Genomic DNA, 15690 nt, shown 5'->3' on the forward strand with positions numbered 1-15690 from the left:
AACGATAAACATCCATAAGAAAAGGTGTGGAACTCAAGTGGTTTCACACCTTTTTTGTTTTTATTAGAGTATCTATGCTATAGATAGTGCTTACTTTATTATGGATTTTATTCCATAAACAATGTGACATCATGTCCTAAGTACTGTTCTTTTTCCTCTGGCCCAATGATGAAAAACGTAGCTTCTATTCTATCATTCCGTAAGTAACCGATGAAGCTAAGTATATAGCTGTCGGTAGTTTCATTGGGTTTCAGTCTTTTTCCATAAGGATTTTTTATGACGATGGTGTCATTATTCATTTCATATTTTGATTTTCCTTTCAAAAGATATAATGTGTTTTTGCTTTGGAAAGAGACTGAATCACTGCTTGTAAAGGTGAAGGAAAGGCTCTGAGTACTAAAAGTTTTCCCTATAAGCCTCGTTGAGTTTTGTGTACTTTGATTTTCTGGTAGATCCTTAGAACAAGAAAGAATAAATGCACACAATGAAATAATTAATAGAGATTTTTTCATAATGTTCAGGTTGGTAAAAAATATGGTTCTTTATAGCACTGGATTCTTGGTGATTCAAGGAGTTTATTATTTCATGGCAACAAAAAAATAGACAGGATGGTTCATTTGTAAATTCATAAATGAATAAATCTTCAAATCCTTTAACTAAACACGATAAAATGGGTTTGTGGAAAGAGCGCGATGGAATCTTCAGACATAGAATGGCTTAAACAGCATCATATGGTTGTCGGACTACGAAAATACGAATACGGTTAAGTTTGATTCATTTCTTTCTGCTCAGTTCCGCCCGTATGCGGCTGAGCGACTGAGGCGTAATCATCAGATAAGAGGCGATGTGCTTGAGCGGAACATGCTGCAGCAATTCCGGATTCTGCTCCAGCAGGGCAAGATAACGCTGTTTCGCCTGTGCGGCTCCTCCGTTTATCATCCAGTTTTCCATGTCCAGAAACTGTCGTTCGAAAATGACTCTTCCGATGTTGGCAAAGGCGATGGAAGAGGCGAAAAAAGTCTCCATCTTTTGCTTGGAGATGCGGAATACCGTACTGTAGCTCATGGCCTCGATGGAGGTAAGGGAGGGACGGTCGGCCACGTAGCTCCACGAAGAGAAGAGTGTGTCTCCTTCGGAAGCAAACCAGAGTGAGATGTCCACTCCGTCGCGAAGATAATGTCCTCTCCAGATGCCTTGGGCCACCAGGTAGAGACTGCTGTTGCGTTCCCCTTCCCGTACGATGTGTTCCCCTTTCCGGTAGGTGAGCCGTTCCATCTGTGCCAGCAATTGCTCAGATTCCGAGGCACTCAGTCCATATTTTTCGTGCAGTATCTCGCTAAAAGTTTTCATTCCTTTGGGTATCTATGTCGCTACAAAGGTAATAAAATCTTAGCTTCGTTTGCCGCGGCAGTAGAGAGTGAGGACAAAAAGGAAGGTCAGCAGCTCGGATACGGGGACGGCCAACCAGATGCCCGGTACGCCACATACCAGAGGCATCAGCCAGAAACAAAGCAGCACGAGGATGAAGCCGCGCAGGAGGGTGATGGCCATGGCGGGGCGGTCGCGTTCCACACTTTGGAAATAGCCGATGGATACGATGTTGATGCCGAAGCATACGAAGCCGGAGGCAAACAGGGGAAGTCCTTCGACGGCGAGGTCGTGTGCCGGATAGCGGCTGTCGATAAACCAGGAAACGATGGATGAAGAGAACAACGCCGTGACGGCGAATACGATGATGCCGCAGGAGATAGCAGTCAGCAGGGCCAGGCGGAAGGCCGTCCGCACGCGTTCCGGGTGTCCGGCCCCGAAGTTGTAGCTGAGAATGGGTTGGGCCGACTGGGCGATGGCGTTGTACACCATGAAGATGATGGGGAAAAAATAGCAGGCTATGCTGTAGGCGGCTACTCCATCTTCACCCAGGTAGTGGATAAAGACGTAGTTCCCGGCAAACATCATGGTGGCGATGGCTGCTTCACAAAGGAAACTGGACACTCCTAACTTACACATATAGCCGGTGTTGCGGAGGGTGAGCCGCAGGCTTTTCCAGGACAGCTTGACTTTATACAAACGGAGGATGCGCTGAGGTTGCATCAGATAAACCAGAATCATCACGGCGCCGACGATGTAGCCCAGGCTGGTGGCCAAGGCAGCTCCAAACATGCCCCATTTGCAGACGAAGATGAACAGGTAGTCCAGGCCGATGTTGAGCAGGGCCGGGATGATGTTGCACACCATGGCATAGTTGGGTGAGCCGTCCAGCCGCACGAAGAACATGCCTGAGCTGAGCAAAGCACTGAATACCAGAAAAGGTACGAACCAGTACATGTATTCGGCGGCGAGAGGCAGCAGGCGGGGAGAACTTCCCAGCAGCAAGGCGATTTTCTCTACGTTGCAGAGAATGACTGCGGCGTAAGCGATGAGCAATAAGGAGGAAACCACGACAGCCTGCGTGATATTGATGCGGGCCACTTTTACTTTTCCTTGCGACAGGTGAATGGAGGCCACGACCGAGGCACCGATACCGAACATCAGTCCCACGCCTGTATTAACCAGGAAAAGGGGAGCCGTGATGTTGACGGCGGCCAGGGCATCGCTGCCGATGCCTTTCCCTACGAAGATGCCGTCGGTGATGATGAAGATGGCTGAGAAAATCATTCCCAGTACGGTAGGAATAAGTAATTTCCGGAACAGTTTCGAAATGTCCATGCTTCCGAAGTCAATACTGTCTTTCATGTCTTTTCTCTGTTTCTTGAATTTGGTTGCGAAGGTAAGTCAATTTCGGCACTAAAAAATTCACAAATGATAATAAATCACAGTCTGAAATGGAGGTCTGAAAACGTCCTTGCGTTTGCCGGAAAACGCAAGGACGTTTGGATTCAAATGCACTTGCGTTTGAAGTAAAACGTAAAGGCGTTTCAGATAAAACGTACTTGCGTTTGGGTGGAAACGCACTTGTGTTTTTTTAAGGGCCTGATTTAAGGCAAAAAAGCTGCTCGGGTTAGCTAATTTAACGCGAGGATTTTCTTTGGTATCACAACTTTAGTGTAATTTTGCACGCTTATTAGATTTTAAGGATATCGAGAGAATATATGGCACAGTCGAGAGAGATGACATCAGGGCCGAGTCTGCCACTGATTTTGAATTTTACTTTTCCTTTGTTGCTGGGCAACTTGCTTCAGCAGACGTATTCACTGGTGGATGCGGCCATTGTAGGGCGATTCTTAGGTATTAATGCGTTGGCTTCCGTAGGAGCCAGTACGTCGGTCGTTTTCCTGATATTGGGATTCTGTAACGGTTGTTGCGGTGGTTTCGGTATTCCGGTGGCACAGAAATTCGGGGCCCATGATTATGTGACCATGCGGCGCTATGTGTCGGTCAGTTTGAAACTGGCGGCCGTGATGTCGGTGGCGGTGGCCATTGTCACGAGTCTGCTCTGCGGATTCATCTTGCGTTCCATGCAGACGCCTGAGAATATTTTTGAAGGAGCTTATATGTATTTGCTCATCACCTTTATCGGCGTACCGTGTACGTTTTTCTACAACCTGCTTTCCAGTATCATCCGTGCGCTGGGGGACAGCAAGACCCCGTTCTGGTTCCTGCTGCTCTCTACGGTGTTGAACATTGTACTCGATTTGTTCTGTATCCTGACACTGGGATGGGGCGTTGCAGGTGCGGCCATTGCCACGGTCTTTTCGCAAGGACTTTCGGCTTTGCTGTGCTACATCTATATGTACCGCAAGTTTGATATCTTGAAAACCGAGCCGTCCGACCGCCGTTTCCGGAAAGACCTGGCCCGTCAGCTTTTGTCCATCGGGGTACCGATGGGATTGCAGTTCTCCATCACGGCCATCGGTAGTATCATGTTGCAGAGTGCGAACAACTCACTGGGTACGGCCTGTGTGGCTGCTTTCACTGCGGCCATGCGTATCAAGATGTTCGTGATGTGTCCGTTGGATGGTTTGGGCATGGCCATGGCTACCTATTCCGGTCAGAACTATGGTGCCGGAAAACCCGACCGTATCTGGATGGGTATCAAGTCGGCCACACTGATGATGGTGATTTACTCTGTGGCGATAGCCATTGTGATGTGGGGTTTGGCCGACAAGTTTGCCTTGCTGTTTATCTCCCCCGATGAAACGGAAATCATGAAAGATACCGTGCTGTTCCTGCACATCAATACCTCTTTCTTCATCCTGTTGGGCTCGCTGAGCATCCTTCGTTACAGCATTCAGGGAGCAGGTTATACACGGTTGTCCATGTTCTCAGGAGTCGCCGAAATGATAGCCCGTGTGCTGGTCAGCCTCATTCTCGTACCGGAATTGAAATTCTGGGGAGTCTGCTTGGGTGACCCGACTGCCTGGTTGTTCGCCAACCTGTTCCTAGTACCGGCTTTTGTTTATGTATACCGCCGTCTGAAGGAGATTGTGGTGAAAGAAGGACGGGTGCCTGTCAATTCCTGATGGGCAGTTGTTTCCAGATAAAAGGAGGAATCAGGCGCCAGAGGGCTACGATGATGCGGTAGCGCCAGTCGATGAGGGCAATGCGTTTCTTTTTCTCCAAGGCTCGCACGATGTGATGGGCTACTTTCTCCGTGGACATCAGCATGGGATAGTGCTTGCCGTCGTTCAGCAGGCCGGTGGCCACGAATCCGGGCCGGATGTCGGTAAACCGGATAGGGAGATGCTGCATGTAGGCCAGCTGTTCCAAGGAGTCGATGTAGATATTCTGGAAACGCTTGGTAGCGGAGTAGGCCGGGGCAGCTCCCAGTCCTTTGGTTCCGGCAATGGAGCTGATGACTGCGAGATGTCCTCCTTGTTGCCGGGCAAAGTAGCGGAATGCCGCGGTGACCATCCGTACGAATCCCGTTCCATTGGTTTCCAGTGTCTGGAGTTCGACGTCCGGTGCCAGTGCGTAATTCTGGTGGCCGATGCCTGAACAGTGCAGGTAGAGGTCCATGCCTCCCATTTCATCAATCAGTTCCTGCAGGCGGTCGGGAGCCTCCGCCTGACAAATGTCGATGGCCCGGATGTGGATGCGGTCCGGAGCCAGCTGCTGCAATTCTTTCAGTTTTTCTTCGCGTCGGCCTGCCAGTCCAAGTATCCACCCCTTTTGGAGCAGTTGCAAGGCCGTTTCTTTTCCGATGCCGGAAGTGGCCCCTACGATGAGGGCTCGTTGGATAGGTTTCTTTTTCATCAGTTGGTACGTATTTCATAAAGGAATTCCTGCGAAAGCGGGAGTCCTTCGGTAGGGTTACAATGAATTTTCCCACACAGGGGCATCTGCGGCTGGAGCGGTTTCAGTTCCGGTGAAAGGTGGTTGCAGAAGGCCGTATAGGAATGGTTGTTCCTGCAAGGTCCTGCATCGTCGCGATACACCAGCACGTAGTGGTTCAAGGGGCGGGCATGCACCAGTTGGTTGATTTGCAGGGCCAGGTCGCGCGCTTCCTGCGGTGAGATGCGGTCGAACAGGCTGGAGAGGTTGAAAATCACCAGCTCGGTCAGTACGGAATGGGCCTGCCAGAACGTCGGTTTTATGGCCGACAACCGAGGATACGAGCTTGTCTGAATGTGCTTGTAGGCCGAGGTCTGGAGAAAGGCTTCGGCGATTTCCCCCATCTCCTGCAAGGGATAGATATCCACGTAGGTCAGGTCCAAGTGAGGCAGGGAACGGCACACATCGGCAAAGGCCAGTCCCGAAGCACCTGCCTCACAAGATAGGTCGCAGAATACCACTCGGCCGGAGACTTTCCGAATCAGGTCGTACAGCCAGTTGCCGCTTCCGGTGAAGAGGGCCTGTGCCGCCGCATACTGTTTCCGCAGGTAGAAAAAGTTGTATGCTTGGCAGAAGGCTTGCGGAGTCATTTCTTCGGGCAGGGCACGGAAGTCACATCGGCCGTAACCCGTGACTTCGCGGTAGTGGGCCTCGTTTGCCTCCCAATCCTGTGGAGGCGGTACCAGTTGCTCGAAAGCCTGCTGGAAGTGGGCGGGCAAGGAATAGCTGCCTTCCTCCAGTTCCCAGTTCCGGCGGTAAGCCGGAAGGGTGAAATTGCCTTGACAGAACGATTCGGCATCCGTTTCTAGGTAGCCGTTATGCAGGTGGATGTATTCCAACAGTTTGTAGAACGTGATATTGGCCCCGAGAATATGTGGGTTGCCAGTCAGCAGTAATTGCTTGCGGGCGCGGGTCAGGGCCACGTTCAGCTTGCGGTCTATCAGGAAGGTACCTTCCTGAAATGTATTGGCTGTCAGAAAATTGAGCTGACTGAAATTCTGTACGGTAAACGAATAGATAATCACATCCCGCTGGCTGCCCTGGTAACGTTCCACTGTGTCGATGGAGATGTCCAGCAAGGCGGGCAGTTGGAGGCGGGCTATTTCTTTCCGAATCATGGCAATCTGGTTGCGGTAGGGCACGATGACGCCCACCGTCCGGTTGGGGTCGAAATGAGACTCCGTCAGTCGGTAGATATGAGCCAGCAGGGTAGACACGATGCGGGCTTCGTGCGGGTTGGTCTTGTCGGAACCGCTGAGACTTTCGGGAACTTCTGCCGGGATGAAGACCATTCTCCGTTCCAGTAGCAGGTGGTCGATGGGGTCTTGGGCAGTCATTCCGGCCGCGTAGGGCGTTTCTTCCAGCTGGTGGGGAAGCGGTACACACTCCAGTTGCTCCCGGTAGTAGAAGGTCTGGTTGGGGAACTCGGCAATGGCCGGGTGCATGCGTCCTTGCTGACGGAGCACACTGCGGCACGTGTCGGGACTCGACTTGTACAGGCGTTCAAAAAGGGAGTTGCGGCAGTCCTCCAGTCCGATTTGTCGCAGGATCGGGTCGGTGACGGCAGCTTCTTCGGCACTCTGCTGAGCGATGGCCGGAAGCTGCTTGTAGTCGCCCACCAGTACGAACTTGTCGATGGCGTTATGTGGCTGGTGACGAGCCGAGAGGATACCAATCAGGTCGGGTTCCAGTATCTGCGAGGCCTCGTCGATGAGTGCCAGTTGGAAATGTTTCAACGTGAAGAGGTTGAGGCGACTGCTGAGAGAGGTCGTCGTACTCACGAAGATACGGGTGCGGTCGATTTTCTGCCGGATGTCGGTCAGCTTGGGGCAGTCGGTCAGGCTGTGCTTCAGCAGATAAGGTACGAAACGCTTGTCGCACGACAGTTCGCTGCCGATGCGGATAAACGGGGTTTTCTCAGCAATGCCGGAGTCGAGGAGCATGCCGCAGATCTCATCCACCGCCCGGTTGGTGTACGACAGGAGCAGGATGGACGTATCCAGTTCGCTCAGGGCTTCTTCCACCATGTAGCGCAGGGCACACGAAGTCTTTCCGGTACCCGGAGGGCCTACCAGCAGAAAGTAATCTTTGGCTTGTTTCTCTTTCCGGATGAGTTCGTTGAAACGGCCGTATTCGCCGTTCAGGGTGACTTCCTCCTCTTTCAGTTCGGGGGTACGTACGCCTAACAGCAACTCTTTCCGGTCGGCACGGGCGGACAGAAAGGCGTACAGTCCGCGGAACCCATTGTAGGCCGAGGTATCGGAAAAATCATGTTCGATGGCGAAAAGGTCGTCTCCGCCCCCGATAATATCTTTGTTCTGCTGCCCGTTGCGCAAGACCAGTGTCATGCGGTCCGGGCGCAGTTCGAGGATGTTTCCCTTCATGAGGATGTGTTTTCGCAGGTCGGGTTCTCCCCGGTAGGAATACAGAATCACCATGTCGCCCGTCCGGAAATTGGGCAGGAAGTCTTCTTCCTGTGTCGGGATGTGCAGTTCAATGAGGTCGTATCCTTTGCCGGGTCCGCTGCTTTGTTTTTGCAGGATGGTCAGTCCCAGCAGGATGTTGCCGGCCTCTAATTTCTCGTGCAGCGGGATGTGCCAGTTGCCGGCAAATCCGTGCGAAGCATCGCGGTTGCCTCCGGTTTTGCTGAGAATCTGTTCTTTTGCCACGAACGTGAAGAATCGGTTGAAGTACGCCCGTTCCAGCGGAGTACAGCGTTTCAGGGTATTGATGGCCGTCTGCAACTGCGGTTCCTGGTAGTCGTTCCACAGCTTTCCGGTCACCTGCAACTCGTTCAGGAGGTCGGTGCTGAGGGAATCCACCACCTCGCCGATGGCTCCTTCGCCCAGCTGCATCTCGTTGTGTACGATGTAGTTGCGGAGCTTGATGCTTTCCCGGAACAGGTTTTCGGCAAAATGCTCTAATAGCAGTCCGTCGGCATACTTGGAATAGAGCAGGAAGGTCTGCATGTGTTCCGTTTCCTGTCCGAAATTGTATCGCAACACACCTTGGTAAAGCATCATCTGGATGAAATGATCTTCCTTGTGGCGGTGGTTGTATTCGTCGCGCTTCCCGGCCTTTTGTTCGATGAGCACTTGAAAGTCTTTCTGCATCATGTCCACACGTCCTTGCAGCCCTAATTTTTCGCAGATGAAAGAGGCTTCAAGCAAGGTGTTTTTCTTGTTGAAATGCCGAATGTTGCGAGGCAGCACGTCGTGTACAAACGAACGGATGTTCATCATCTGGGCCTGCGCTTGGGCATGGAAATCGGCCGGAATCTGACAGGTACAGAAATCAAGGGCCGAGGCGGCAAAGAATTTCTGGATGGTACGGGGGTAGGTGACCGGCTCCTGGGGCTGTTCGTTGATGTAGTCGTCGAGAAACTGGCTGGCCAGGTTACCCATCAGGATGGGGGCCGTATAGGCTTTCGGCTTGATTTTGTTCATGAAATAGTTGAGCGGATGATGCCCGTATTCCCGAAAACAGGCCGCCAGCGAACTGATGTCAATCAGGTAATCGGGATGAATGATGATAAGGTTCGGAATGTAATGGTTCTCTTCATCCACCCGCACATCGAGCAGGTTCAGGGGCAGGTTCTCTGTCAGCAGGTCTTTCAGATACAGCAAGTCGCCTTGATACCCTCCCTTGGCATAATTGATGATGATGAAGGGATCTGTGTCACTGTCGGTAGCCGCAAAAATCTGGGTGTCGTTCCAACTGGTCACGGAAGCTCGTACGTAGGGAATGTGCGATAGCCGTGTGCCTTGGTAGGGACGATTGGAATGGGGAATTTCCGGAAGAATGGAAGCTGGAATGTCTTCTTCAAAGCCCAGCGAGACAAAGCGTACCAAGGCACGCAGGTCGTAAAGGTATTCCTGCATGTCGGCCTGAAAACGGTCACCCATGGCTGCGTTGCAGTTGCGGCGCATGGTCTGGATGGCATATCGGTCGGAAGGCGTCATCTTCTTCTCCTTGCAGATGTAGTCCAGACGAGAAAACAAGTTGGCAAAGGAGAGGGTAACCCCCGTGGTCAGTTCATAACAAGCCTGCTCCAGCACTTTGTGGAGCAGGATATATTTGGCTTGTAAATTGTCGGGAGCAGCCGTCGGCTGACGGTGAATCTGTTCGATGCGACGGAACAGATCGAAAGATTGGAGTTCGATACGGGACATGTGCGAAAAAGCAGGTCGGCGTTACTGTTTGATTAAGTGATAGATACGGTAAGCCTTGGTCAGTCCGTTGAATTCTCCTTTGTACTGGTCGGTCACGTCTTCCTTGATGAGGCTGACAGAGGTGGTATCTTCAGCTGTCGTTTCGTCTTCAAACAGCATGAAAGTATACTGCTGTTTGGTACTTCCGGCCATGGTGGCCTCAATACGCAAGTAGGGGTCTCCCGTATCTTCTGCATATTTAAGGGTACGTTCAAAAATACCGAGTTGATAGTTGTTGGTACTGTTCGGGAAAATCCTCAGTTCTCCATACGACAGGGAGGAATCTGAATAAATGAGGGAGAAGCGTCCTTCTGCCTGAATAGGGGATTCTTCTACGATGCGAGCCTTCAAGGTCGCTTCGTCTCCTTTGGTGAGGTTGTCACCTTCCACCTCAGCGTCCAGACTTTCTACCCGATATTCATCTGTAGGATTGCTGACCAAGATGGATACGGTGTAGCTGTTTCCTTCCCGGTCGGAGATAGTGGTAGAAGTCTGGCCGATGCTGACCGGAAGAAAGGTCAGGGTTTCTCCATCGTAGCGGTAGTCTGCGATGGTGGCATCTTCATTTTTGATAGTGTAGTTTCCTTCTCCTCCCCGGATGAAGAATTTTTCGCCCGTACCGAATAAGCTGAGTTCTATGGTGCCGTTGGTTATTTTTTGCTGGTTGTCCGCGTTGACGAGATAGATCGGACCGTTATTGTCTTTGCAGGCTGCAAAGAGAAGAATGCAGGTGGTCAAGAGCATTCCTTGGATAAATTGCATAAGTTTCATAAGTCGTATAGTTGAATTCTTGCTTCAAATATACGACTTTTTTAGAACTTGTGAAGGGGATGGAGTAAAAACTAAGGTCAGTCCGTCCGGCTTTTTCATGTAAAAGCGGAGCGGCTGAGTACTTCCCTTGCAGTACTCTGGTACTCCCTCGGCAGTACTGCAGTACTTCCCTTGCAGTACTGCAGTACTTTCAAAGAAGTACTGATTGGCTGAAATGCTTTTAATCAGTTCTTTTCTTTTAGCGTATAGTCGCCGGCCTTTTCGTTAATCAGGTGCTGCAACTCTTCCAGTGACGGAACTTTTCCTTGGAAGATAATGACAGCCTCCGGAGGAGTCAGGGTGACTTGGGCGGTGGCGCCTTCTACGGTGTTCAGCACTTTTTCTACCCGCGTGCGGCAGTGGTCGCACATCATGCCTTCCACCAAGTAGGTCTTCTGTACGCCGGAAACGGTTGGGGCAGGAGCGGTTGCCGGTGCCGGCTGTAGGGGTTCCGGTTGTACTTTGATAGGTTGTACTTCTATGGGGCGTGTTTCCACTGCTTGTACTTTCACGGGCTGTATCGATTCCGCCACGGTTGCCGATGTGTGAGTATGTGTGAATTTTTTCCGCTTCAACCGCAAACTGTTGCTTACGACGCTTACACTGCTCATGGCCATGGCCGCGCCGGCTATCATCGGGTTCAACAGGAAGCCGTTGATGGGATACAGGATACCTGCTGCCACGGGAATGCCAATCAGGTTATAGATGAATGCCCAGAACAGGTTTTCGCGGATGGTGCGTACGGTGGCTTGGGAAAGGCGGATGGCATCGGTGATTTTGTTCAAATCGGAGGAAATCAGCGTCATTTTGGCTACGTCCATAGCAATGTCACTGCCTTTTCCCATGGCGATGCTGAGGTCGGCCTGGGCCAGTGCGGCACTGTCATTGATTCCGTCGCCCACCATGGCTACTACTTTCCCTTGGCGTTGAAGTTCTTGAATGAACTGGGCTTTCTGCTGCGGAAGCACTTCTGCCTGGAAATGGGTGATGCCGCATTGTTCTGCAATCTTCCGGGCAGTTTCCGGATTGTCGCCGGTCAGCATGTAGGTGGAGATTCCCATTTCCTGCAATTGCGCTACGGCTTCTTTGGAGGTCGGCTTGATGCGGTCGGCTATGGCCACCACTCCTAAGGCTTGCTTCTCATCGGCCAGCCAGATAACCGTCTTGGCTTCTTCGCTTAGGCGGGTCGCTTCTTCGGTTAGGGAAGCAGGAATGGCAAGCTGGTGTTGCTCCAACAGGCGACGGTTGCCGGCATAGTAATAGGTACCGTTGATTTTTCCACGTACTCCCAGTCCCGTCAGGCTTTCAAAGCCTTCCATGGGGAGAGGTTGTGCAGTGAGATGATGCACAATAGCCTGTGCCAACGGATGTTCCGATGCACTTTCCAAAGTGAAAAGAATACGTGCCAAGGGTTCCTGTGACAGGTTGGCGGAGAGGTCGGTCACGGTCGGGTGTCCTTCGGTCAGAGTACCAGTCTTGTCGAGGACGATGGCATTGACCTTGCGGGCGGTCTCCAGACTGTCTGCATCTTTAATCAGGATACCGTTCTCGGCTCCTTTTCCAATACCTACCATAATGGCAGTCGGTGTGGCCAGTCCCAATGCGCACGGACAGGCAATGATGGTTACGGTGACAGCGGCCAGCAGCCCGTGGGTAAATCCGTTTTGACCATCCAATAGAATCCATGCCAGAAAGGCAAGTAGGGCGATGCTCAGGATGGTAGGGACAAAAATAGCGGCAATGCGGTCGACCAATTGTTGTACGGGAGCCTTGCTGCCTTGTGCCTCCTGTACCATGCGGATGATATGAGCCAGCACGGTTTCACTGCTCACCTTGTCGGCGGTGAAACTGAAACTTCCTTTCTGGTTGATGGTGCCGGCGTAGACTTTCTCGCCGGGGACTTTTTCCGTGGGAAGCGGTTCGCCGGTGAGCATGCTCTCGTCTACATACGAACGTCCCTCATCTACCGTACCGTCTACGGGTATGCGGGCACCGGGTTTCACTAATAAGCGCTGTCCGGCTTGTACTTGTTCCACGGGAATCTCTTTTTGGGTACCGTCCGGACTCAGCAGAGTAACAGTGGACGGTTGCAGGCCCATCAGTTTCTTGATAGCTTCAGACGTGTTGCCTTTGGCTCTTTCTTCCAGCAGTCGTCCGAGCAGAATGAACGAGATGATGACACTGGCGGCTTCAAAATAGACATGGGGATGAATGCCGCGGCTCATCCAGAATTCCGGCCAGAACAGGTTGAAGAGGCTGAAGGCATAGGCGATGCCCGTGCTGACGGCCACCAGCGTGTCCATGTTCGAGGTGCGGTGTTTCAGCTGTTTCCAGGCATTGCGATAGAAATCCCTACCCAGCCAGAAGACCACGGGAGTAGCCAGTATCCACATCACATAGTTGGCATAAGTCCAGTCCATGAAGCACATGCCGATGATGGCTACCGGGATAGACAAAGCCAGGGAGCAGAGAGTGCGGAACTTTAGTTTACGGTATTTCTGTATGTGCGCGTCTTCTGCTATTTCTTCTTTGTTTGCACGGGTTTCGATGACCAGGTCGTAACCGGCTGCCTGGATGGCACTCTTCAGCGCTTCCGGTGAGCAGCTCTCGGGATTGTATTCCACGGTGGCGGTGGCAGCCGCATAGTTTACGCTGGCATGATATACCCCTGCCTGACGGTTCAGGGTCTTTTCCACTCGTGCGGCACAGGCGGCACAACTCATTTCGAGCACAGGGAATATTTGTGTAGTTTTAGATGTGTCCATAAATGTCTTTATTTAGAATGGGACAAAATTACAACATTCCCGTTGGATTCTAAAATTTCTGTTTCATATTTATTTATTGGAATGACGAACAATTCTTGAACAGAATTAGTTACATTTGCGCAAAAATAAAATACAACTAATTATGTCGGAATTGGCCCCTCTTATCAGTGATTTGGCATTAATATTGATTAGTGCCGGAGTTATCACGTTGATCTTTAAAAAATTAAAGCAGCCCCTTGTGTTGGGATATATTGTAGCGGGATTTGTGTGCAGTCCTCATTTTACGTTTACTCCTTCAGTGTCGGATGCAGACAATATCCAGACCTGGTCGGAGATTGGCGTGATTTTCTTGCTCTTTGCCTTGGGATTGGAGTTCAGCTTCAAGAAACTAATGAAGGTGGGTGGCTCGGCGATTATCTCGGCCTGTACCATTATTTTCTGCATGATTGTGGTCGGGATTTTCGTAGGATGGCTGTTTGGCTGGAAACAGATGGACTGCATTTACTTAGGAGGTATGCTGGCCATGTCGTCTACTACCATTATTTATAAGGCATTTGATGATTTGGGATTACGGCAGCAACGTTTTGCAGGTTTGGTGCTCAGTATCCTGATTCTGGAAGATATATTGGCTATCGTGCTGATGGTGATGCTGTCCACGATGGCGGTGAGCAAGAATTTTGAAGGCAGTGAGATGATTTACAGCATCGGAAAACTGGTGTTCTTCCTGATTTTGTGGTTTGTGGTGGGAATTTACCTCATTCCGTTGTTCTTGAAGAAAGCCCGCAAACTGATGAGTGATGAAACATTGCTGATTGTGTCGTTGGCACTGTGTTTCGGCATGGTGGTGCTGGCAGCCCGGGTGGGATTCTCTCCCGCCTTCGGGGCCTTTATCATGGGTTCTATTCTGGCTGAAACCATTGAATCGGAGCATATCGACAAACTGGTGGCGCCGGTGAAAGACTTGTTTGGGGCTATCTTCTTTGTATCAGTCGGTATGATGGTCGACCCGAACATGATTGTGGAATATATCTGGCCGATTCTCGCTATTGTGGTGGCCATTCTGGTGGGGCAGACCATTTTCGGTACGGGAGGTGTGTTGCTGTCCGGTCAGCCGTTGAAGATAGCCATGCAGTGCGGATTCAGTCTGACGCAGATTGGTGAATTTGCGTTCATCATTGCCGCACTGGGAGTCAGCCTGCATGTTACGAGTCATTTCCTGTATCCGATTGTGGTGGCGGTGTCCGTCATCACAACCTTCCTTACTCCGTATATGATTCGTTTGTCAGGACCGGCTTATACCTTTGTCGACCGCCATTTGCCTCTGTTCTGGCGGCGTTTGCTGGAGCGGTATACCGCAGGAGGACAACCGGTGAACCACCAGAACAACTGGAAAAAGCTGCTGCTCTCGATTGTACGCATAACGTTGATTTATTTTGTGCTTTCGGTGGCTATGGTAGTACTTTCTTTTAATCTGTTCCTGCCGTTGCTGGTATCTGCTACCGGAGATTTTTGGGGGAAGATAATCGGGGCGGTGGTCACTATTGCATTGATTGCTCCTTTCCTGCGGGCCATGATTATGAAGAAAAATCATTCCATTGAGTTTAAGGCTTTGTGGGCGGATAGTCGTTTCAATCATGCGCCACTGATATCCATTGTGTTGCTACGTATTGTATTGGCGGTGTTGTTTGTGATTTACATCATCCAGCATTTGTTCCAGGCTTCGGTGGCATTGATGGCAGGTATTGCCATTTTGGTGGTGCTGTTCATGATTGCGTCGCGTTTCCTGAAAAAACAGTCCATCGGGCTGGAACGTACGTTTGTACAGAATCTTCGCTCGAAAGAAGTGCGGAAGGCTTACTTGGGCGAAAGTCAGCCAGAATATGCCGGGCGCTTGCTCGACAGAGACTTGCACTTGTCGGATTTTGTCATCCCGGCCGATTCGCTTTGGGGCGGGAAAACCTTGATGGAGCTGGATTTAGGAAAGAAATATGGGGTGCATGTGGCTTCGATTATCCGTGGAACACATCGAATCAATATTCCGGGAGGTGGAAATCGCATCTTCCCTAATGATAAATTGCAGGTTATTGGTACGGATGATCAATTGTCAGTATTTTCCAGTCAGTTGGAGAAAGTGGCAGAAAGGCATGCGGATGAAGATTTTGAAGAACATGAAATGTATTTGAAGCAATTTGTGGTATCCCGCAAATCACCGTTCTGCGGACGTACCATTCGTGAAAGTGGTATCCGGAACAAGTATCACTGCCTGATAGTAGGTATTGAATCGGCTGATGACAGCAATTTACGTCAGCCGGAAGTCTCTTTTACCTTACAGAAAGGAGATGTGGTATGGGTAGTCGGGGAGGAAAAAGACTTGAAGACCTTGTTTAAGGTGTCGGAAATGCCGGAACCAGAACTTGCCGAATGAAATATAGTAGTGAATAAGGTAAAAAAGAAGAGGCCGTCTCAAAATTGAAATAAAATTTGAGATGGGCTTTTTTGTGTCTGCAAAAAAATCGGGCAAGCCCAAACTTCGCTCAGTCAGGACTTGCCCGTCTCCCTAATTTTTCGTATCTTAGGGAATCAAGCAATATATCCCAAAGATAATGTTTAAAAACTATACCTCCAACGATAAT

Annotated in this window: 9 protein-coding genes; 2 read left to right on the forward strand and 7 right to left on the reverse strand. The window is 50.7% G+C overall.

Annotated elements, in window-relative coordinates; translation table 11 throughout:
- Window positions 1–107: 107 nt before the first annotated feature.
- The 3 genes from H6A28_RS05455 to H6A28_RS05465 form a co-directional block, all read right to left on the reverse strand.
- On the reverse strand, window positions 108–512 hold the full coding sequence (locus H6A28_RS05455; RefSeq protein ID WP_204479241.1) for a hypothetical protein: 405 nt from the start codon (window positions 510–512) through the stop codon (window positions 108–110).
- A gap of 262 nt (window positions 513–774) precedes the next feature.
- Entirely contained in the window at window positions 775–1350 is a 576-nt protein-coding gene (locus H6A28_RS05460) for a Crp/Fnr family transcriptional regulator (RefSeq protein WP_204479243.1), read from the reverse strand.
- 39 nt (window positions 1351–1389) lie between these two features.
- Window positions 1390–2733, reverse strand: a complete 1344-nt coding sequence (locus tag H6A28_RS05465; RefSeq protein ID WP_204479244.1) for an MATE family efflux transporter — start codon at window positions 2731–2733, stop codon at window positions 1390–1392.
- Window positions 2734–3089: 356 nt separating this feature from the next.
- Between H6A28_RS05465 and H6A28_RS05470 the strand changes: the two genes are divergently transcribed.
- Window positions 3090–4460, forward strand: a complete 1371-nt coding sequence (locus tag H6A28_RS05470; RefSeq protein ID WP_204475754.1) for an MATE family efflux transporter — start codon at window positions 3090–3092, stop codon at window positions 4458–4460.
- Here H6A28_RS05470 and H6A28_RS05475 read toward each other — a convergent pair.
- From H6A28_RS05475 to H6A28_RS05490, 4 genes are all read right to left on the reverse strand, one after another.
- Entirely contained in the window at window positions 4450–5193 is a 744-nt protein-coding gene (locus tag H6A28_RS05475) for an SDR family NAD(P)-dependent oxidoreductase (RefSeq protein WP_204475755.1), read from the reverse strand. The two genes, H6A28_RS05470 and H6A28_RS05475, sit on opposite strands and share 11 nt — an antisense overlap.
- Entirely contained in the window at window positions 5193–9443 is a 4251-nt protein-coding gene (locus H6A28_RS05480; protein WP_204475756.1) for an AAA domain-containing protein, read from the reverse strand. The genes H6A28_RS05475 and H6A28_RS05480 overlap by 1 nt, the downstream gene beginning before the upstream one ends.
- Before the next feature lie 21 nt (window positions 9444–9464).
- Window positions 9465–10253 (reverse strand): hypothetical protein, encoded by a 789-nt coding sequence (locus tag H6A28_RS05485; protein ID WP_204479246.1) that lies wholly within the window; start codon window positions 10251–10253, stop codon window positions 9465–9467.
- 224 nt (window positions 10254–10477) lie between these two features.
- Window positions 10478–13057 (reverse strand): heavy metal translocating P-type ATPase, encoded by a 2580-nt coding sequence (locus tag H6A28_RS05490; protein WP_204479248.1) that lies wholly within the window; start codon window positions 13055–13057, stop codon window positions 10478–10480.
- Window positions 13058–13199: 142 nt separating this feature from the next.
- On the opposite strand from H6A28_RS05490, the gene H6A28_RS05495 reads away from it, so the two are divergent.
- A complete protein-coding gene (locus H6A28_RS05495) occupies window positions 13200–15482 on the forward strand; it encodes a cation:proton antiporter (protein ID WP_204475664.1) in 2283 nt (760 codons plus the stop codon).
- Window positions 15483–15690: the final 208 nt, after the last annotated feature.

The sequence above is a fragment of the Bacteroides mediterraneensis genome (assembly GCF_016900355.1).
GTDB lineage: Bacteria > Bacteroidota > Bacteroidia > Bacteroidales > Bacteroidaceae > Phocaeicola.